Genomic DNA, 20,011 nt, shown 5'->3' with positions numbered 1-20,011 from the left:
GATCGTCCGGATGCGACGAAGGCCGCCACCCGGAGTGGGCGGCGGCCTCGTTCCGCTGCGAGCGGGAACCTGTGTCGACCGGTCTTACGCGGCCTGCGGCACCGCCGTGTTCGATGTCACCGCGAGCTCGTCGCCCGCCACGTCGACCGTCACCGACCCGCCGTCGGCGAGCGCACCCGTCACGAACAGGTCGGCCACGCGGTCGTCGACCTCGCGCTGGATCAGCCGGCGGAGCGGACGAGCACCGTACTCGGGCTCGTACCCGTGCTCGGCCAGCCAGTCCACCGCGGCATCCGTCACATCGATCGTGACCTCGCGACGCGCGAGGCGGTCGGCCGTCGCGCGGATCATGAGCGCCACGATCTCGCGCAGCTGCTCGCGGTCGAGCTTGCGGAACAGCACGATCTCGTCGATGCGGTTGAGGAACTCGGGCCGCATCGCCTCGCGGAGCTTCGCGAACACGCGGTCGCGCAGATCCTTCTCGGACCCGAACCCGGTCTCACCGCCCCCGTCGGCGACGAATCCGATCGCGCCGGCGCGCGACGCGAGGAACTCGCTGCCGAGGTTCGACGTCATGACGACGACCGTGTTGCGGAAGTCGACAGTGCGACCCTGGCCGTCGGTGAGGCGCCCGTCGTCGAGCACCTGCAGCAGCAGGTTGAACACGTCGGGGTGCGCCTTCTCGATCTCGTCGAACAGCACGATCGAGTACGGGTTGCGACGCACGCGCTCGGTGAGCTGACCGGCCTCGTCGTAGCCGACGTATCCCGGAGGGGCGCCGACCAGGCGCGACACGGTGTGACGCTCGCCGAACTCGCTCATGTCGAACCGGATCACGGCGTTCTCGTCGTCGAACAGCGATGCCGCGAGGGCCTTTGCCAGCTCGGTCTTGCCGACGCCGGTGGGGCCGAGGAACAGGAACGACCCGACCGGACGACGCGCGTCGCCCATGCCGGTGCGGTTGCGGCGCACGGCCTTCGCGACCGCGGCGACGGCCTCGTCCTGCCCGACGACACGCTCGTGCAGCTCGGACTCGAGGTTCGCGAGGCGCTCGCGCTCGGTCTCGGTGAGTCGGCTCACCGGGATGCCCGTCGCGCGGCTGATCACCGCGGCGATCTCGGCCTCGTCGACGACCGCTTCGAGAGCACCGCCACCGGTCGCCGTCGCCTCCTCGATCTTGGCCTGCACCGTCGCGATCTCATCGCGGATGCGCGAAGCCTCCTCGTAGTGCTCCGCCGAGACGGCCGCGTTCTTGTCGGCCTCGAGGGCCGCCAGACGCTCCATGAGCTCCGACACGTCGACCTTGGCGCCGAGCCGCAGGCGCAGCCGCGCTCCGGCCTGGTCGATGAGGTCGATCGCCTTGTCGGGCAGCACGCGCTCGGTGAGGTACCGGTCGCTCAGCTCGACGGCGGCGCGCAGGGCCTCGTCGGTGTAGGTGACGGCGTGGTGCTCCTCGTACGCGGGCTTCAGGCCGCGCAGGATCAGCACCGCGTCCTCGATCGACGGCTCGCCGACCTTCACGGGCTGGAAGCGGCGCTCGAGCGCGGGATCCTTCTCGATCACGCGGTACTCCTTGAGCGTCGTCGCACCCACGAGATGCAGCTCACCGCGCGCGAGGCGGGGCTTGAGGATGTTGCCCGCGTCCATCGCGCCCTCGCCGCCGGCGCCCGCGCCGACGACGGTGTGCACCTCGTCGACGAACACGATCAGCTCGCCCTTGAGCGAGGCGATCTCGTCCATCGTCTTGGTGAGGCGCTCCTCGAAGTCGCCGCGGAACCGCGTGCCGGCGAGCATCGCGGGAAGATCGAGCGCGATGACGCGCTTGCCGCGCAGCTGCTCGGGCACGGCATCCGCCACGATCGCGGCCGCGAGGCCCTCGACGATCGCGGTCTTGCCGACGCCCGCCTCGCCGATCAGCACCGGGTTGTTCTTGGTGCGTCGGCTGAGGATCTCGATGGTCTGCTCGATCTCATCGGCACGGCCGATGACCGGGTCGAGCTCGCCCGCCGCGGCGAGCGCGGTGAGGTCGGTGCCGTACTTGTCGAGCATGGGCGTCTCGGATGCCTCATCCTCCTGCTCGTCGCCGGCAGGCGCGCCGTTCGGGGCGACCGTCTCGCGGACGCCCTGCGTGAGGGCCTCGGCCGTCACGCCGGCGTCGGCCAGCACGCGGCCGGCCGGAGTGTCCTGCGCGAGGACGAGGGCGAAGAAGAGGTGCTCGGGGTCGACGTACGTCGAGCCGGACGAACGGGCGACCTGGAACGCGTGGAACAGCGCGCGCTGAACGGACGGAGTCACGACGGCGCCGTCGACGTCGGCCGGGGCCCCGGCGGCGGGAAGTCGGTCGTCCGCAGCGCGAGCGATCGCGCGCGGGTCGGCGCCGATGCGCTCGACGGCGTCGCGCGCGGGAGACTCCCCCACGATCACGCGCAGCACGTGCAGAGCGTCCAGCTCGCGCTGACCGCGCGAGAGCGCGTACTGGCCGGCGCGCTGCAGGATCTCCTGCGTGCGTGCGCTCAGGAAGCGGCTGAGGTCGATCGACCGCTCCGCGCGTGCCCGCTCACCCGCGAGGTACCGCGCGAGGAACTCGTCGAACGAGCCGCCGGTGGGAGTGGTGTCTTCAGGCATTAATCGGTCTCCTGGACTTGAGTCTTGCGCTGTCAAGTTTACAAACTTGAGCAGATTCGTATCAAGTTCAACGCACCCCCGCCCTCGGTATTCCCGACCACGCGAAACAGCGCTGAGATGCCGGACGCTCGGCGCAGCGACGCCGCACCGGGAAGAATCCCTTCCGACGCGAGGAGGGGTGTCAGAGCCCGGCGCCCACGAGCGCCTCGCCGAGCGGAGTGCGCAGGTGCAGCACGCGATGTCCATCGCGCCGGCTAGCGATGAGACCGGCGGCGCGCAGCACGGTGAGGTGATGCGATGCGGTCGAGAGCGCGAGCCCCGCGTCGGCGGCGATCTGCGATGTCGTACGCGATTCGTGCGCGGTGAGTAGGATGCCGGCGCGCGCCGGTCCGAGAAGCGCCGCGAGCGCATCGTCGCGAGCCGTGGCATCCGCCGCCCACCGCTCGGTTACGCCCTGCGCCGGATAGAAGAGCGTCGGCTGCGCGGGCGGTTCGGTCAGCACCGCGCAACCCTGCTGGGCGAACACCGACGGCACGAGGACGATGCCGGATCCGCGGCAGTCGAGCACTTCGGAATGGAATCCGAGCTCGACGCGCAATCCGCCCGCGCTCCAGTCGACCGTGCGATGGAGGCCCTCGACCATGCTCGCGAGCCCCTCGGTCGCGACGCGGCGCGAACGGACGGTGATGTCGGCACGCAGCATGCGCTCGAGTTGCGGCCACACCGGCTCGAGAAGCGCCGTCCACAGTTCGAGCCACGCGTCGGCGATCATCGCGCGGGCGCGCGGCAGGTTGTCGAGCATCGCTTCGACGGCCCGTCTGCGTGACCCCTCCGAGCGCACAGCGACCTTGCTGAGGTCGACGCGCATGAGCTCGTCGGGTACGTCCCGCAGCCTTTCGGCCTCGTCGGCGGGCTCGAGGTCCCACGTCGGCGTCGTCGTGAGGAAGTCGGGGAAGTATCCGCGCTCGCGCACGAGCACCGCGAAGAGCTCGAACGCTTCGCGCGGCACCTTCGAGCGAACGCTGCGCAACCAGCCCCATTGCAGCGGATGCTCCGCCGGCCGCTGCAGCACCCGCACGGCGTGGCACAGCTCGTGTCCCGGCGACACCCCGAAGCGGATCGCCGAGATGTCATCGGCGGCCAGCCGGAACACGACGAAGTTTCGACTCACATCGAAAGACTACGGTGGCGGATGCCGCGGCGGCAGTCTCTACACATCGAACCACCGCAAGGAATCGAGACATCAGATGAACGCCGCAGAGATCACCATGTCCCCCGCGATGCACGCACCCGCCGGCACCGAGGAGATCATCCCCGCCGAGGCCCTGCGCGTCGGCACGAGGCGCACGCGCCGGTTCGTCGGCCGCGATCACGGCGCCGGCATCTCGTACTTCTTCGTCGACAACGAGCCCGGCGAAGGCCCCGGCCCGCACTGGCACCCCTACACCGAGACGTGGGTCGTGTTGGCCGGCACCGCCGAGATCACGATCGGCGACCGCAAGCTGATCGCCCGAGAGGGCGACACGGTCACGGGTCCGGCCGGTGTGTGGCACCGCTTCGAGAACGTGGGCGAGGACCGCCTGCGCGTGCTCTGCATCCACGCATCCGACGTCATCATCCAGACCTGGGCCGAAGAAGAGTAAGCCCGCACCACCCCCGGCACCACTCACACACCACGGAGGAACCCATGTCATTCCAGGCCTACCTCGACACGATCGAGAAGAAGACCGGGCTCACGCCCCGCCAGCTCGTCGACATCGCCACCGAGAAGGGCTTCGGCCCCGACTCGAAGGCGACGCCGATCATCGAGTGGCTCGCGGCCGACTACGGCCTCGGTCGCGGGCACGCGATGGCGCTCGTGCACGTCATCACGAAGGGCCCGCAGATCCCCACGAAGCACGTCGGCACCGACGGCGTCCACCGCGACGAGTCCGACACGCTGTGGCTCGACGGTGCCGCGACGAATCCGAATCGCACCTAGCGCGAGCGCGGAGACGTGAAGAGGGGGCGGATGCCGCGGCATCCGCCCCTCTTCGTCTGTTGTCATCCCGGACTCACACGGCGCGCAGCAGCGCCTCGGCGGGCACGTCGCGGAATGTGAGCAGGAACGTGCGCTCGGGCCGGGTGCGGGCGCGGTGGATGACCTGCAGCGCCCGCTGGAACGTGGGGCTCGCGTTCACCGTCACGACGCGCTCGACGTCGGCGTTGAGGAGCTGCTTGACCAGTTCGTCCAGGGCGGGGGTGTTGTGGCGGAGGACACTGCCCGCGTCCAGCGCGATATCGGTGTCGTTGATGCCGGCCGCCAGCCGGCGGGCCGTGGCTCGCCCGAAGAACTCTCGGGGCAGGGTGATGACGTGGGCCATGGTGTCACTCCTTTCACGTGATGTGCGGTTGCGGAAGACGCTCGCGGTGAGCGAATCGTGACCGGGACGGGAATCGAACCCGCGTCGTACCTGCGGTGAAAGCGCAGTCGCCCCTACCAGCAGAGCAACCCGGCCGAGTCTGTGATCGTGACCCCAGCGGGAATCGAACCCGCGCTGCTGTCGTGAGAGGGCAGTGTCCTGACCGCTAGACGATGGGGCCCTGAGTGACAGCGCGGCGCGCCACCCTCACGCCTGGAGTTCGTCGCTCGTCGCGAGCGGATGGCCCGATCAGGACGGCCCGATCCTCGTGGGAGCCGGTGCGCGCCGACTGCCGTCGAAGGGTGAGTCCTCGCGCGGACGACACCCATTATGAACAAGGCCAGGCGGCGGGCGAATATTCCTGCGGCCGCCAGCACCGGGCCGGCGGGCGGCGGCGCGTGCCGATCGAGATCGATGCACCGCCCGCCGTCGCAACCGCGCCGAGCAATCAGCTGGGCGGAGTCCACCGCTTCCGCGGGCCGGCCGCCCGCATTGGGTTCTCTGCGCTGGCACCACCATCGATCACGACCGCTGCTCCCGTGATGAACGATGCTTCGTCGCTCAACAGGAACGCGACGAGGTTCGCGAGTTCGTCCGGCTTGCCGGCGCGTCCGAGCGGGATCGCCCGCAGCAGCGGATTCTCCTGCTGGTCTTCGGCCGTGGCCGCCAGCATCGCCGGCATCAGAGCAGTCTCGATGATGCCTGGGACGACGGCGTTCACGCGGATGCCCTCCGGGCCGCCCTGGACCGCTGCCGTCCGCATCACGCCGAGCACGGCGTGCTTCGTGGAGTTGTACACGGCGAGACGCTCGCTGCCGAGCATGCCCGCCACGGAAGAGGTGATGACGACCGATCCGGGGATCTTCGCTGCGGTGAGGTGCCGCAATGCAGCCTGCGTTCCGAGGAACGTGCCGCGGAGGTTCACGGACACGACTTTGTCGAACTCCTCCAGCGTCACGTCGTGCATGAGTGCCCCGACCGTGCCCCCGATGCCGGCGTTGAGGTGGAACAGGTCAATGTGACCGAACCGTTCGATCCCCTCCTGCATGTACCGGTCCACTCCGTCGATCGCGCCGATGTCGGCGACCACCCCGAGAGACTCGCCGGGAAGGGACTCCGTCACGGCATCCAGCGCTTCGCCGTTGATGTCGACGGCCACGACGGCCGCCCCGTCACGCGACAGGCGCTCGGCCGTCGCACGACCGATACCGGATGCGGCTCCGGTCACGACCGCTACCTTCCCCGAAAGATCAACCACCCTGCTCCCCTTCCTGTATGTATGCGCGCCGCCTCTGCGCGACCGCCGCACCCTTGTTTCCCGGCCCCGCGGCCTCAGCTCATACCGGCGTCGACTCGGAGGACCGTGTCTCCGTCTCGCCGTCGTCGAGCTCGGCATCGCGGTCTTCGAGCAGAGACGGGCCGCGTTCGGCGAGCTTCCGCGCGTGCCGGTCGTAGTCGGCAGCGAGCGCTTCCTTGGCGGAACGGATGACGGAGCTTGTGAGCGCCGCAGCCAGATCGGCGTCGCGCGCCTCGAATGCGTCCTGGATGCGGCGGTGCGACGCGAGCGACCGTTCGACCTGCCCCTCGATGCTGAAGGTCAGCCGCCTCAGTCGAAGCACCCGGAGACCGAGGGAGTCGAGAGTCTGCGCGAGGACCGGGTTTCGCGAGATCTCCGCGGAGCGCTCGTTGTAGGCGACGTTGGCCCAGAAGTACGCGCTCTCGGATCCGGACGCCGCGGCCTCGCCCATCGCGTCGAGCAGGAGTCGGAGCTCCTCCAAGTCCTCGTCGGTCGCGTTTGTGCACACGAGGCGCGACACCAGAGCGGAGAGCACCGCACGGACGTCGTAGATCTGCATCATCGTCTCCGCCGGCACGATGGTCACTCGCGGGCGACGGCGCGGGACCGTTGTGACGAGTCCGTGGCGCTCGAGCAACAGCATCGCCTCCCGGGCCGGCGTCCGGCTCGAGTGGTACCGCCGAGCGACGCTGACCGAGTCGACCTTGTCTCCGGGCGCGATTCGCCCGTCGACGATGGCCAACGCGACATCGATCGCGATCCGGTCCACCAGCGACGGATTCGCGGCATCCACCTGAAGGAGGCGCGCTACGTACTGCGCGCCCACCGCTGTGGCCTGTGCTCCCCTGTCAACGCTCATTTGTCACGTCCTTCGCAGCATCGGCGTTCGTAAGCGGGCCCCCCTGTGTCTCAATCCTCGGCCAATCCGAGGAGCCGTGCCGCATTCGATTTGAGGATCTTGGGCAGGACTTCGCTCTTGAACCCGCGAGTCTCGGCGTCGGCCAGCCACCGGTCGGGGGTGAGCACCGGGAAATCCGAGCCGAAGAGGACCTTGTCCGAGATGAGCGAATTCGCGTGTTGCACGAGTTGCTCTTCGAAGTACTTCGGCGACCATCCGGACAAGTCGATGAACACGTTCTGCTTGTGGCGTGCGACCGCCAGCGCCTCCGCCTGCCAGGGGAAGGAGGGGTGAGCGATGATCAGGCGGAGCTCGGGGAAGTCGACGGCGATGTCGTCGAGGAGCATGGGGTTGGAGTGCTTGAGGCGCACCCCTCCCCCGCCTGGAGAAGTGCGCCCGATCCCGGTCTGGCCGGAATGGAAGAGCGCGATTGATCCGTAGCCGGCCAGGACTTCATATAGTTCATACGCCGCTGGTTCGTCCGTCGCAAAGCCCTGAATGCTCGGGTGGAACTTGAAGCCCTTGACGCCGTGATTCTCTATGAGATCGCGGGCTTCCCGGATCGCGTCGGGTCGTCTGGGGTCGATGCTCGCGAATGGAATCATGACGTCCGGATGCCGACGCGCGGCGGCCGCCACGTCCAGGTTCGGGACACGCGAATCGCCCATGTGGCGCTCCGTGTCGACCGGGAAGACCACCGCGAGCATGCGCCGCTCGCGGTAGTAGTCGGCCGTCTGGTCCAAGGTGATGTTCACGAGGTCGGACTTCCACCGTCGCGCTTGGTCCTCCCTGGTACGACGGCTGACCTCGTTCTCAACTCCTGGCGTGTCCGGCCGCATCGCGTGGACGTGGACGTCGATCGCGACGATCGAGTCGAGGTCGATCGCCCCCGTCACGCGGACCACCCCGGGACAAGCGCGCCGTCCGCGACCAACTGGTCGATGTCGGTGTCGTCGAGTCCCGCTGCGACGAGGACGTCCTTGCCATCCTCACCGAGACGCGGCGGGAACGCGTGTTCCTTGCGCGCCGACTTCTCGAACTTGATCGGGTTGCCCGGCACCGATACGCGGGAGCCCTTTCCATCCTCGAGCGTGACGACCATCTGCCGGTGGACGACCTGCGGGTCGGCCAGCGCTTCGGGAACGCTCTTCACCAGGGCGGCCGGGATGCTCGCGGCATTGAAGCGTTGCACCCACTCTGCAGCCGAGTGACTCAGGAAGGCGGGCTCGATGATCGCCCACAGCGCTTCCTTGTTGCGGAGCCTGTCGGCATTGGTCACGAAGCGCGAGTCCGTGATCAACTCCTCGTGCCCGAGCACTCGGGCCATCTCCGCCCACATCCGCTCGGTGTTCGCGGTGGTGACCATCACCTGTCCGTCCCCGCAGGTGAAGGCGCGATACGTGGGTACCGAATCATGCCCTGTGCCCTGCGGGCGGGGCGGCACACCTGAGTGCAGGTAGTAGCTCGCCTGATAATTGAGCATTGAAACGAGGCAGTCGAGCATCGAGACGTCGATGTAGTCGCCCCGACCGGTGGAGCGGCGGTGCTCCAGGGCCGCGAGGACGCCGATCGCCGCGTTGAGCCCCGCGGCGAGATCGCCCACGGGCACACCTGTACGCAATGGACGACCGCCCTCTTCGCCTGTGAGGCTCATCGTGCCTGACGCGGCCTGCACGACCATGTCATAGGCGGGCAGGTCACGGGCGGGGCCGTCCTGACCGAATCCGCTGATGGAGCACCAGATGAGCGATGGATCGCGCTCCATCTCCTCCCGGCGCGACAGCCCCAGGCGATCGAGGACGCCGGGACGGAAGTTCTCCATCACGATGTCGCTCTCCGCGATGAGCCTGCGGATCACGTCCAGAGCACCCGGCCGCTTCAGGTTGAGCACGAGGCTGCGCTTGTTGCGGTTGATGGTGTGGAAGTAGACGCTGTCGTCGCGAACGAAGTTCGGCGCCACGGTCCGGCTGAGGTCGCCCTCGGGCGGCTCGATCTTGATGACCTCGGCACCGAGGTCGCCCAGGATCTGGGTTGCATACGGCCCCGAGAGGAACTGTGTGAAGTCGAGCACTCGAACCCCTGCGAGGGGGCCGCGTTCTGACTGCGTCATGGGACGGGGATTCCTTTCATCGAGCGAGGAGCCAGCGGGCGATCCGACGGGCCTGAGCAGGTTGGGCATGCTGGTCATGGAGACGACCCCGCGGAGGCGCGCACCGCGTCGGACAGGTACTTGGCACCGGACTGCGACGCGGCGCCGCCGTCGACACTGATCTCCGCGCCGTTGACGAAGCTCGCGGCATCAGACAGGAGGAAGGCGACGACCGCCGCGATCTCAGACGGCTGGCCTGCCCGTCCCAGCGGGCTGGCGTCGAGCGATGCCGCAAGGAACGCGGCCGGCGCGGTGGCCACTCCGGAGGTGTCGGTGTAGCCCGGATGGACCATGTTCACCCTGATGCCACGGGCACCGAACTCCATGCTGGCGATCGAGCTGAGCCCTCGGAGCGCCCACTTGCTCAGTGTGTAGGGCACCGCGTGGTAGGGGATGAGAGCAGCGACCGACCCGATGTTGACGATCGAGCCCCCGTCGCCCATGAGCGGAAGTGCCGCCCGCATGGCACGGAGTGCGCCCATGACGGTGACGGAGAAGGCGAGCTCGCATTGTTCCGGCTCGACGACGTCGATGCGGTCGCGGAGCACGAGGCCGACGTTGTTCACGAGGCCGTCCAGACGACCGAACCGTCCCCTCGCGACGTCGATGACCCGCTGCCAGTCGTCGTCCTTCGACACGTCGAGTGTCTCGAACACGGCCGATCCCGGCGCACCCGCGACGCGGCTCAGCGTCTCCGGTGCCTCCGCGACCCGGTCGGTGGCCAGCACGTCGGCCCCCCGCCACGCCAGCTCCTGCACGATGGCCGCACCGATGCCGCGGGCAGCCCCTGTGACGAGGACGACCTTGCCCTCTAGATCATTTGCCATTGCAGACTCCTGTCTCACTGCCGACCGATGACGCAGCGCGCTACTTGATCGCGATCGGGCTGACGGGCGCGCCGACGGCGCCGGTGAACGGAAGGGGTGAGGCAACGAGGAGGAAGTCGTACACCCCGGTCTCGGCGCAGTCCTCGGCGAGCTCCGAGGGGTCCCACATCTCGCCGATGATCATCCCCATGTTCGTGACGACGACCTGGTGAAGCGGCGAGAACGCGTCGCGCACCTCGTAAGGACGCACTTCGAAGCCCCACGTGTCGATCGCGATGGCTGCGATCTCGCTCCGGTGCAGCCAGTCGGCGGTGGAGAACGAGAAGCCGGGCGCGTCTCCCCCGGTGTATCCCTTCCAGCCGTTAGCCCGCGCGCGTTCCAGCTGACCGGTGCGCACCACGACGATGTCTCCCCGGCCGACGCGGGAAGTCTCGCCCTGCGCCTCGATGGTGGCGAGGATGTGCTCCTCGGTGATCGCGAAGCCGTCCTCCAGCTCGCCTCCGCCGACCGCGCGTCCGATGTCGAGCAGGACACCACGTGAGATGGCGAGCGGGGTGGCGTGCTCGATGCCCGTGACCAGGTCACCCGCAGGCGTCACCACCTCGTTCGCGACGCGACCGTTGTAGGCCAGGCCACGGTCGTAGATGTGCCCGAGTCCATCCCAGTGGGTCGCGCACTGAAGGGCCATGAACACCACGTCGTCCGAGCCGCCGACGCCGTGCGGGAACCCCTGCCGGCCGTGGATGTGGTCGTCCGCAGTCTGTGTGAAGGTGTGCACGGGGTTGGTACGTCCCATGAAACCGGTCTGCGGTCCGTTCGGCCCGAGTTCGAGGGACAGAGAGAACGACGCACCACGCTTTACCAGGCGGCCCGCCTCCAGCTTCTTCGCATCGTCGATGAAGTTCAGCGTGCCGACACGGTCGTCCTCACCCCACCGGCCCCAGTTCCGGTACTTCTCCGCGGCCTCGGCGATGACGTCGGCGAACTCATCGACAGTCAGATCCTCATACATTGCTCAGACTCTCCTTTGTCTCTACGGGTGCTTCTTGGATGGACGGGGCCTCTGCCCCGAGGCCGTCAGGCCGGATGCTCGTGGGTGTCGACAGCCACCCAGGGGCGCTGATCTCGCGCCCGCGCATGATGCCGGCGGGGCGCCGGATCAGGACGAAGACGAGTACGGCCGCGATGATGACCGTCGCGATTCCGTTGGGAACGGCGAACTCCCACGGCCCGATCCCGCCGCTCACCTGAATGCGTCGCATCCCGACATCGAGCACGGCGAGCAGGGCGCCTCCCACAACGGCGCCGGTGAGGCTCCCCATCCCGCCGATCACGAGGGAGGCCAGGATGATGAAGCCGAGAGAAAGGTAGTAGTCCGAAGGTGTCAGGACTCCCACCGTGTGCACGTAGAGGGCCCCGCCGACGGCGCTGGCCGCCGCGCTGAGCGCGAACGCCCGTCGCCGCTCGCGGCTGACCTTCACACCCACGGAGCGGGCCGCCACCTGGTCGTCCCGGCTGGCACGGAGGCGCACGCCGGTCGGCGAGCGCTGGAAGAGCCACGCCGCGACGATCACGGCGGCCGCCCCGACCAGCGCGATCGGCACCGTCACGTCGACGGGAATGCCCGAGATCGTGCCGCCGCCCTTGGACAGCACATCCCAGTGAACGAGCACGACCTGCGAGATCATCAGCAGCGCGAGCGTCGCCACCGCTGCCGCCATGCCGCCGAGCCTGGCCAGCGGCAGGGCCACGATGTATCCGACGACCGCGGCGACGATCGCGGCAATCATGACTGTCGGCCACAGCCCGGGGGCGAACGACTTCAACCAGTCGGGCAGGCCCGGCACGAGGAATGCGCGCTGCATCGGTGGGATGGCGAGGATTCCGCCGAGGTACGCTCCCACCGCGATGAACGCCGCGTGCCCGAAGGAGATCACGCCGGAGTTCCCCACGAAGATGTAGATGGCGACCACGAGCGTGACCATGATCAACCCCTGCACGACGTCGCCGGCGAGCTTCGGAACCAGTGAGAGCAGCAGCGCCGCGAGTGCCACCCCGACAAGGAGGACGCCTGGCGTCCAGGCCGCGACAAGAACAGCCCGTAGGCGCGCAGAGATGTTGATCGACATCACACTCGCTCCAATGCACTCGACCGGACGAAGATCCCCCCTGGCCTCACGAGGAGCACCAGGATGACGATCGTGAAGAGGATCGCGTCCCGGTAGACGGCGATGCCAGGCGGAAGCAGAACGGTCAGGGCCACGGTCAGGCCGCCGAGGAGGAAACCGCCGGCCGCTGCGCCGGGGAGGCTCCGAAGCCCGCCGAGCACCACCGCGACAAGACCGAGCAGGAGCGGCTGCACGCCCATCTCGGGCATCACGGATCCGCTGCGCGCGGTAAGCAGGATGCCGGTCAGCGCGGCGATGACGCCGCTGATGACGAACGACATGGTGACCACCCGCTGCGCGCGGACCCCCAGCATCTGGGCCATGACGTAGTCCTCCGCGGAAGCCCGGATCCACACGCCGGCCGCCGTGTTGCGGAGGAAGAAGGTCAGCAGCAGCAGCATGAGCAAGACGACCCCGAAAGTGATCAGGGCGAGGAGCGAGACTGACAGGCCGAGTATCTCGACGCTCGAGCTGACGTCACTGCCGAATCCGGTGCCTTTGGGGCGCGACCCGAAGATGGCGACAGCAACGCCCTGGAGCGCGAGCGACACCCCGAACGACGCGACCAGCAAGGTCGTCTCGTCGGCGCCGCGGAGGAAGCTGAACGGCATCCACGACATCAGCAAGGCGAACAGCACAGAAACACAGACCGCAGCGGGGATCGCGAGGTACCACAGCTCCGGAGCGAACAAGTAGATGGTGTACGCCGACACCATGATGAGCTCGCCCTGGGCCAGGTTTATGAGGCGGGCGACGCCGAACGTCATCGCGAGGCCGACGGCGAGCAGCGCGTAGAGACCGCCGACCGTCAAGGCGTCGATGATGTATTGGACTCCCATATCAGCTCCGATCCGCGGGTGCGTCGCCAACGACGACGTCGATGCCGAAATAGGCGGCGAGCATCTGCTGCCCGTCACGGGTGTTGTCGATTTCCGAGATCTCGCCATTGCGCAGGAGGAGGGCGCGCGATGAGATGTCGAGTGCCTGCAGCGCGCTCTGCTCGACGAGGAGCACAGCTCGCTCGTTGTCTGTGAGCGACGCGATCAGTTCCATCAGCTCTTCCACCACGATGGGCGCAAGCCCGAGAGAGGGTTCGTCGAGCAGGAGGACTCTCGCGCCCGTGAGCAGGGAACGGGCTATCGCGAGCTGCTGCTGCTGACCCCCGGAGAGCAGTCCCGCGCGCCGGTCGCGTGCCCGAGCCAGCACCGGGAATTGCGCGAACACGGCGTCCGTCTCCTGCCGCGCGGCCGTCTTGTCGCGGCGCACCGCGCTCGCGACGAGGAGGTTGTCGGCGACGGTCAGGCTTCCGAAGATCCGCCGCTGTTCGGGCACCAGTGCGAGGCCGCTCCGCACGATCTGGTCGGGGCGCTGATCGAGGATGTCCTTCCCGTCCAGTCGCACCCGGCCGCCGACTCGGACCTTTCCACGGCGGACGGCGGCACGCTTCTCCCCGGCGATGGTCATGAGCGTCGTCGACTTGCCGGCTCCGTTGGGTCCGACCAGGGCGAGGATCTCACCGGGCTGCAACGTGAAGCTCACGCCGCGGACCGCATTGACCGGGCCATAGGACACGGTCAGGTCTTCCACCTCAAGCATCGACAGTCACACTCCTGGTACCCAGATAGGCCTGGATGACTTCCGGACTCTGTTGAACCTCGGCCGGCGCACCGACGCAGATGGTGCGGCCCTCTGCCAGCACGTGGACGCGGTCGCAGAGGCGCATCACGAGGCCCACATCGTGCTCGATGATGATGACGGCGACGCCAGTCGCGTCCCGCATCTCCGCCAGGAAGGCGACGAGTTCCTGGCTCTCGGACTCGTTGAGGCCCGCCGCCGGCTCGTCGACGGCCAGCACCTTGGGCGACGTCGCAAGAGAGCGGGCCAGTGCGGCTTTGCGCTCGAATCCGTAGGGCAGCACGTCGGCACGGATGTCGGCGACGGAGGCGAGGCCGCTCAGCGCGATCAGCTCCTGCGCCTTCGCGCGCGCCGCACCGGACCGCAACCCGGCCCCCAGGGCCGCCACCTCGATGTTCTCGCGGACGGTCATCTTGGTGAACAGCCGTCCCGCTTGGAACGTGCGCGTGATTCCCTTGCGCACGCGCTTGTCCGGGGTGGCCCGGGTGACGTCCTCCCCGTCCAACAGGACGGATCCGGACGTCACCCGGGTGAAGCCGCTGATCACATTGACGAAGGTTGTCTTCCCGGCACCATTCGCCCCGATGAGGCCGAGGATCTCGGCGGGGGCGAGGACCAGGTCGACATCGGACAACGCGGCGACGCCGGCATAGGCGACGCTGACGCCGCGCGTCTCAAGGACATACCCGGTGGAGGAAGACGGCTTCGTCATCGGGAATCAGCCCTCGAGGTGGAGGTCGACCTCGCCCGCCGGAGCGAGAAGCGAGACGAACGTCGGCCACGCGTCGACGTACTGGATGAACACGAACTCCCGGTATGGGTCCGAATGCAGCTCGGGCGAGAACGTCACAGTGCCCAACGCCGTCTCGAACGTGCCCTGCTCGTCGATCCAGGCGGAGAGCGCCGCACCGTCGGTGCCGCCGGTCGCCTCGATGGCCTGAGCGAGGATCTCCATGCCGACGTAGCCCTCGAGGAAGTTGGTGCTGTCGGGGTTGGAGCCGAAGGTCTCGATGTACTGCTGCACGAGCTCGTTCACTTCGTCGCGCGGGTCACCGCCGAACTCCTCTCCCTCCGCGTTCCCCCATGTGTGAGCGGATGCGCTGACGTAGACGTCGTTGATGCCGGGAAGGCTCTCCGACCAGAAGCGGCCGTAGTTCGCGCTCGGAAGGAGCAGCGGTACGTCAACGCCGGCGCCCCGGATCTGTCGGACAACAGCGGCCGAGGAGGGCGGGCCGCCAGCCAGAAGCACGAAGTCGAGGTTCGCGGTGTTCCGGATGTCGGTGATCAGCGGAGCCACGTTCTCGTCCTGCATCGTGTTGATGTCGGAGGTCGCGATGATGTTGATCCCGTATTCCTCGGCCGCGTCCTTGAAGCCCTCGCAGACCTGGATGTTGTAGTCCAGCCAGGTGTCGCAGACGACATAGGCGTTGGGCCCGAAGTTCTCGGAGGCGAAGCGCGCATCGACATTGCCCTCGGCGTACGTCAGCGGTCCGCGGGTGTACGCCATCTGGCCGACACCCTGCACACCCCACAGCGGGCTGCCGGCGCAGAGCGACCACGCGATCACACCCTGAGACACCGCCGCCTGACCGCCGGCGGCACCGAAGTCGTAGTTGCAGTTCTGGAAGGTGATGTCGGCGCCCTTCTCGAGCACCTCCAGCGTCGCCGTACGACTGCCCTGTGGGTCGGAGGTCGTGTCGGCCTCGACGATCTCGAGGAGTCGGCCGTCGATCCCGCCCTTCTCGTTCTGACGGTCGACGAAGAGCTTCACGCCGTTCCAGGTGGGACCGTCGAAGGGCTGGAGGAGACCAGTGAGGCCGATGGCCCCGCCGATGACGATCGGTTCGTCAGTCTCTTCGGCTCCGCCTGCCTGAGCGGAGCCGGAACAGCCGGCCAGCGCCAGCATCGCCAGGATCGTGGCGCCTGCGGCCAGCATTTTGGGCGTTCTCATCATTGAGCCTTCCTGCGTTGTGTGTACAGATAGGAGTTAGGCCGCCTTATCGACCAACTCCGCTTCCCCGAGTTTCCGCGTGATGATGCGTTTCTCACTTCGCATCGTCCCGCGACCCCAACTCATAGTGTCGACACTATAGGAACTGCGCGAGCGATGCTATGTCCTATCGCGCGTTTCTGGACGTGTCATGGCGACAAGGTCATGAACAGGGACGTTGCGCCCCGTCAAGATCGCCTCGTCCAGCCGATCCGCGACGACGGATCCGATCAGCGGATCGACCAGCGTGTGGAACTTGTGGCGCAGCCCCGCCTCGCGCTCGTCCGCGTCGGGATTCGGACGGCTCGCATCGGATTCGACCACGAGCTCGTCCCCACTCGCCGTGAGCACCCGCGTTCGCGCGAAGAAGGGACGGCCCTCGAGCTCCGGCGTATACCGGACGTGGATGCGTTCCGCGTAGTCCCTCACCTCCGCCGCCCTCACGCTTCGGTCATAGGTCGATTCGTCCGCGAGGTCCCAGCCGAGGAACGCCAGCGCCGTCGTCGTGCGGATACTGAACTTCGCCTCGGTTCCTGAGCGGGGATCGACGATGCCGCACACCGACTGGTTCTCGGCGCTCACGAAGACCTCCACGTGGGAGACGGCATCAGGCCCGGCACCCAGTCGCGCAAGCGCTTCACGAGCGTTGTGCGCCGAGGCGTGCGTCCCTGTGCAGGCCGCCATGAGCTTGAACACGGTCTGTGCGATAGCAGGGGTCGTGGCGGACGGCGGTAGGGCATGGGCCGACGCGAACATGGTCACGAAGCCCAGCGGCCCGGTCAGGCCCGTGCGGGCAGCTGTGAAGCCGTCGGCGGCGAGCTGTGCGGCGAGAACACCGGCGCTGGCCGCACGACCGGCGTGCAATGGCTTCGCCATCGAGCCGAACATCGCACGCAGCCCCCCGGACATGGTCGACGCGAGCGCTGTCGCGGCTCCCCAGCCGTCGTCATCGAGGCGCAGGAGGTGTGCGACCGCCGCGGCCGCCGCGATTGCCCCCACCGCGCCGGTCGTATGCCATCCCTCTGCGTAATGCCGCTGGCCGACGAGTCTTCCCACCTCGGCACCGAACTCCACTCCCGCGACAAGCGCGGCGAGCACCGCCTCCAGGTCCGCCGAGCGGGCAGTCCCGACGGCGAGAAGCGCCGGAAGGATGGCCACGCCCGCATGTGCGGACATACCTGGATGGAGGTCGTCGAAGTCCAAGGCGTGCGATGCCACACCGTTCACGAGGGCGGCGTCGGCGAGCGAGCGACTCCCGCGCACCCCCACCAGGCCGGCCGCGTCATCGCCGACGTGGGCCGGCGTGACGTTCCGCACGATGCGCGCGGCGTCCGTGCGCGCCCCGGCCACCGCACACCCGAACCAGTCGAGAACGCAATGCCTCGCGACGCGTTCGGCGTCCGCGGGGAGCGCCCCCCGTTCGAAGGAGCGGGCTCGCCGCCGTGCGCTGTCGAGCGCCCCGTCGGTCCACTCAGACACCGCGTCACCCGATCTTCATGCTGACCGTCTTGGTCTGCACGTAGTGATAGATCGCCTCAACTCCCTTTTCACGCCCGAATCCGCTTTCCTTGAACCCGCCGAAGGGAGCCTGGATACCGCCCGCGAAGTAGTCGTTGACCGATACCTGGCCCGCGTCGAGTCTCGCCGCGACCCGGTGTGCACGCCCGAGGTCGTTCGTCCAGATTCCTGCAGTCAGCCCGTACTTGGTGTCGTTGGCTATGCGGACCGCCTCTTCCTCGGTGTCGAAGGGGATCACGCACAGGACGGGACCGAAGATCTCTTCCTGTGCGATACGCATGCCGTTGTCGACGCCCGTGAAGATCGTGGGCAGGATGAACTGCCCGGCTCGAAGGTCCGGATCGGACGGCACGTCCCCGCCGACGGCCACCCGCGCACCCTCTGAGACGCCGAGCTCGAGGTAGTCCTTGACCTTGGCGAACTGTGCGGCGGTCGTGATCGGGCCCATGTCGGGGTCCTCGATCCCGTGCCCCAAACGCACCTTGCGGTCGATCTCCACGAGGCGCTCCACCAACTCGTCGTGGATGCTGCGGTGAGCGAGCAGGCGGCTTCCCGCAGCGCAGACCTGGCCCGCATTCACGTTGATGGCCATCGCGGAGCCGGCAGCAGCTACGTCGAGGTCGGCGTCCTCGAACACGATGTTCGGCGACTTCCCTCCGAGTTCGAGGGTGACCGGGCTGAGGTTCGCCGCGGCCTGACGCATGACCTCCTGGCCGGTCGGGACCGAGCCGGTGAAGGTGATGCGGCGGACGTCACGGTGCCGCACGAGCGCAGCACCCGCCTCGGCGCCAAGACCGGTCACAACGTTCATCACTCCGGCCGGAAGGCCCGCCTCGACCGCGATCAGAGCGAAATGGACGCACGCGAGCGAGGTGTCCTCGGCGGGCTTGATGACCGCGGTGTTGCCGGCCGCGAGCGCGGGAGCGACACTCCTCGCCGCCTGCTGCATCGCAGCGTTCCAGGGAACGACATGTCCGGTCACTCCATACGGCTCGAGCCGCGTGTAGGAGTGGTGCTGATCACCGATCGGGATGGTCTCGCCCTGGAGCTTGTCGGCGAGGCCTGCGTAGTACTCGAAGTAGCGTGCGGCGACCGCGATGTCCTGCATCGCGCCCCGCAGAGGCTTGCCGTTATCGAGGGACTCTATGCGAGCCAGACCCTCCGCGTTCTCGAGGAGCGCAGCCGACACCTTGAGCATGATGCGGCCGCGTTCGACGCCAGGCATAGTCTTCCAGGCGTGCCATGCGGCGTACGCCGAGCGCACCGCCATGTCCACCTCGCGCTCGCCACCGCGGTGCACGCGCGCGAGCGCCTCTCCTGTGCCGGGATCGTAGGTGGTGAACCAGGAGTCGCCTCCAACGCGATGCTCGCCGTCGACGACGGACCCGTAGGCCTCGAGCAGCTCCACGCCACTCATGCGAGCGAGCCTCCGTCGACGGGCAGGTTGTGGCCCGTGATCATTGCGGCCTCCGACGAGGCGAGGAAGAGCGCCGCGTTGGCGATGTCATCCGCTGTCGCGAGACGCTTCATCGGGATACCGGAGACCACCTTGTCACGCGCGGCATCGGGGTCCGGCGCCGTCTTGGTGAACTCGGGGAGCATGGGCGTGTCCGTGGCGACGGGGCACACTGAGTTCACTCGGATATCGGGGGCGAACTCCACGGCCAGCGCCTTGGTCAGCATGGCCGCGGCGCCCTTGGAGGACGCGTAGGCGCTGTTACCCGGACGGCCTTTCAGCCCCGAGAGTGACGCGGTGATGACGATGGATCCGCCTCCTGCCTCGCGAAGCGCCGGCGCGGCGGCCCGAGCGGCGAGCCACGGGCCACGCGAGTTGACCGCGAAGAGGCGGTCGAAGGTCTCGGGTGCCGTCTCCTCGATGGGAGTCGCCGGAGCGGGGATGCCCGCGTTCGCCCAGACGATGGTCAGCTTGCCGAAACGCTCGATGGCTGCTGCGACCGCGGCCTCGTTGTCGGCCGCAGACGCGGCGTCCGCGCGCACCGCGATGGCCTCACCGCCTGCCTGCGCGATGAGGTCGCGCGTCTCCTCAGCCGCCTGCTGATTGATGTCCACGACGACAACACGCGCGCCTTCCGCGGCGAAGCGGATTGCGCCGGCGCGTCCCATACCTGATCCGCCTCCGGTGATCAGAGCGACTTCGTTGTTCAACCTCATCTGCGACTCCTCCTCGAGTGACACCGGGTGCCAAAAGCGATCACCCGCGACCTACTCTAGCCAAAGTGTCGACTTAACGCGCAAACTGGATCGTGTGTGGGGTTTGATTCGCCGGAAGTGTCGACGCAAAGCCGCCCATGCGCAGCACGTCGCCGCTTCTGAGCGGCACCCAACCAGGTCTCTGCACGAGCGCTAGCTGTACTGCCCAGGCAGGTTGTTTGAGATCCGGCTGATGGGCGGGAGCTTCCCGATCGCAGTGTGGGGCCTGTGGTGATTGTAGAAGTGCAGCCAGGCGGGCAGGGCTGCGCGGCGGGCTGATTCGCTGTTGTA

General features: G+C 68.0%; 20 protein-coding genes and 2 tRNA genes. 2 read left to right on the top strand and 20 right to left on the bottom strand.

The genetic code is table 11. The annotated features are described in order from the left end of the window. Nucleotides 1-84: 84 nt before the first annotated feature. Together VNR19_RS03080 and VNR19_RS03075 are read right to left on the bottom strand one after the other, a co-directional pair. Nucleotides 85-2,625: an ATP-dependent Clp protease ATP-binding subunit gene (locus VNR19_RS03080; RefSeq protein WP_325723785.1), complete on the bottom strand. Its 2,541-nt coding sequence runs from the start codon at nucleotides 2,623-2,625 to the stop codon at nucleotides 85-87. Between the two features lie 181 nt (nucleotides 2,626-2,806). Beyond that, nucleotides 2,807-3,796 (bottom strand): ArsR/SmtB family transcription factor, encoded by a 990-nt coding sequence (locus VNR19_RS03075; RefSeq protein ID WP_325723783.1) that lies wholly within the window; start codon nucleotides 3,794-3,796, stop codon nucleotides 2,807-2,809. 76 nt (nucleotides 3,797-3,872) lie between these two features. On the opposite strand from VNR19_RS03075, the gene VNR19_RS03070 reads away from it, so the two are divergent. Both VNR19_RS03070 and VNR19_RS03065 read left to right on the top strand, forming a co-directional pair. Further along, the gene (locus VNR19_RS03070; protein WP_325723781.1) at nucleotides 3,873-4,268 is read left to right on the top strand and encodes a cupin domain-containing protein; all 396 of its coding nucleotides are present in this window, start codon (nucleotides 3,873-3,875) and stop codon (nucleotides 4,266-4,268) included. Between the two features lie 44 nt (nucleotides 4,269-4,312). Next, nucleotides 4,313-4,606, top strand: a complete 294-nt coding sequence (locus tag VNR19_RS03065; protein WP_325723779.1) for a DUF4287 domain-containing protein — start codon at nucleotides 4,313-4,315, stop codon at nucleotides 4,604-4,606. 73 nt (nucleotides 4,607-4,679) lie between these two features. Here the strand turns inward: VNR19_RS03065 and VNR19_RS03060 are convergent, their stop codons facing one another. The 18 genes from VNR19_RS03060 to VNR19_RS02975 all read right to left on the bottom strand — a co-directional run. Further along, complete coding sequence (locus VNR19_RS03060; protein ID WP_325034303.1) at nucleotides 4,680-4,988, bottom strand: hypothetical protein; 309 nt, start codon at nucleotides 4,986-4,988, stop codon at nucleotides 4,680-4,682. Between the two features lie 58 nt (nucleotides 4,989-5,046). Then, nucleotides 5,047-5,123 (bottom strand) — tRNA-Glu (locus VNR19_RS03055). A gap of 13 nt (nucleotides 5,124-5,136) precedes the next feature. Beyond that, nucleotides 5,137-5,208, bottom strand: a tRNA-Glu gene (locus VNR19_RS03050). Nucleotides 5,209-5,475: 267 nt separating this feature from the next. Further along, nucleotides 5,476-6,423: an SDR family NAD(P)-dependent oxidoreductase gene (locus tag VNR19_RS03045; RefSeq protein ID WP_325723777.1), complete on the bottom strand. Its 948-nt coding sequence runs from the start codon at nucleotides 6,421-6,423 to the stop codon at nucleotides 5,476-5,478. Next, a complete protein-coding gene (locus tag VNR19_RS03040; RefSeq protein WP_325723775.1) occupies nucleotides 6,365-7,183 on the bottom strand; it encodes a GntR family transcriptional regulator in 819 nt (272 codons plus the stop codon). Before VNR19_RS03040 ends, VNR19_RS03045 begins: the two co-directional genes overlap by 59 nt. A gap of 50 nt (nucleotides 7,184-7,233) precedes the next feature. Next, nucleotides 7,234-8,118 carry an amidohydrolase family protein gene (locus VNR19_RS03035; protein WP_325723773.1) on the bottom strand — a complete coding sequence of 295 codons (885 nt, stop codon included), beginning with the start codon at nucleotides 8,116-8,118 and terminating at the stop codon, nucleotides 7,234-7,236. Beyond that, nucleotides 8,115-9,332, bottom strand: a complete 1,218-nt coding sequence (locus VNR19_RS03030; RefSeq protein WP_325723771.1) for a CaiB/BaiF CoA transferase family protein — start codon at nucleotides 9,330-9,332, stop codon at nucleotides 8,115-8,117. The genes VNR19_RS03035 and VNR19_RS03030 overlap by 4 nt, the downstream gene beginning before the upstream one ends. Nucleotides 9,333-9,406: 74 nt before the next feature. Then, the gene (locus VNR19_RS03025) at nucleotides 9,407-10,198 is read right to left on the bottom strand and encodes an SDR family NAD(P)-dependent oxidoreductase (RefSeq protein WP_325723770.1); all 792 of its coding nucleotides are present in this window, start codon (nucleotides 10,196-10,198) and stop codon (nucleotides 9,407-9,409) included. Between the two features lie 40 nt (nucleotides 10,199-10,238). Next, the gene (locus tag VNR19_RS03020) at nucleotides 10,239-11,210 is read right to left on the bottom strand and encodes a cyclase family protein (protein WP_325723769.1); all 972 of its coding nucleotides are present in this window, start codon (nucleotides 11,208-11,210) and stop codon (nucleotides 10,239-10,241) included. Continuing rightward, the gene (locus tag VNR19_RS03015; RefSeq protein ID WP_325723767.1) at nucleotides 11,203-12,252 is read right to left on the bottom strand and encodes a branched-chain amino acid ABC transporter permease; all 1,050 of its coding nucleotides are present in this window, start codon (nucleotides 12,250-12,252) and stop codon (nucleotides 11,203-11,205) included. The genes VNR19_RS03020 and VNR19_RS03015 overlap by 8 nt, the downstream gene beginning before the upstream one ends. A gap of 74 nt (nucleotides 12,253-12,326) precedes the next feature. Further along, nucleotides 12,327-13,205, bottom strand: a complete 879-nt coding sequence (locus VNR19_RS03010) for a branched-chain amino acid ABC transporter permease (RefSeq protein WP_325723765.1) — start codon at nucleotides 13,203-13,205, stop codon at nucleotides 12,327-12,329. Between the two features lies 1 nt (nucleotide 13,206). Then, a complete protein-coding gene (locus tag VNR19_RS03005) occupies nucleotides 13,207-13,962 on the bottom strand; it encodes an ABC transporter ATP-binding protein (RefSeq protein ID WP_325723763.1) in 756 nt (251 codons plus the stop codon). Beyond that, nucleotides 13,955-14,713, bottom strand: coding sequence for an ABC transporter ATP-binding protein (locus tag VNR19_RS03000; protein ID WP_325723761.1), 759 nt, complete (start codon nucleotides 14,711-14,713; stop codon nucleotides 13,955-13,957). The genes VNR19_RS03005 and VNR19_RS03000 overlap by 8 nt, the downstream gene beginning before the upstream one ends. Before the next feature lie 6 nt (nucleotides 14,714-14,719). After that, nucleotides 14,720-15,952, bottom strand: coding sequence for an ABC transporter substrate-binding protein (locus VNR19_RS02995; RefSeq protein WP_325723759.1), 1,233 nt, complete (start codon nucleotides 15,950-15,952; stop codon nucleotides 14,720-14,722). 159 nt (nucleotides 15,953-16,111) lie between these two features. Further along, the gene (locus tag VNR19_RS02990) at nucleotides 16,112-17,470 is read right to left on the bottom strand and encodes an MmgE/PrpD family protein (RefSeq protein WP_325723757.1); all 1,359 of its coding nucleotides are present in this window, start codon (nucleotides 17,468-17,470) and stop codon (nucleotides 16,112-16,114) included. Between the two features lie 4 nt (nucleotides 17,471-17,474). Beyond that, complete coding sequence (locus VNR19_RS02985) at nucleotides 17,475-18,926, bottom strand: aldehyde dehydrogenase family protein (RefSeq protein ID WP_325723755.1); 1,452 nt, start codon at nucleotides 18,924-18,926, stop codon at nucleotides 17,475-17,477. Beyond that, nucleotides 18,923-19,681 (bottom strand): glucose 1-dehydrogenase, encoded by a 759-nt coding sequence (locus tag VNR19_RS02980; protein ID WP_325723753.1) that lies wholly within the window; start codon nucleotides 19,679-19,681, stop codon nucleotides 18,923-18,925. The genes VNR19_RS02985 and VNR19_RS02980 overlap by 4 nt, the downstream gene beginning before the upstream one ends. A gap of 192 nt (nucleotides 19,682-19,873) precedes the next feature. Beyond that, a partial coding sequence (locus VNR19_RS02975) for an integrase core domain-containing protein (protein WP_325723455.1) occupies nucleotides 19,874-20,011 on the bottom strand: 138 nt, incomplete at its 5' end.

It is taken from the genome of Microbacterium sp., from assembly GCF_035556355.1.
Classification (GTDB): domain Bacteria; phylum Actinomycetota; class Actinomycetes; order Actinomycetales; family Microbacteriaceae; genus Microbacterium.
Note: the sequence above shows the minus strand (reverse complement) of the source record. Positions and strands in the feature narration are given on the sequence as shown.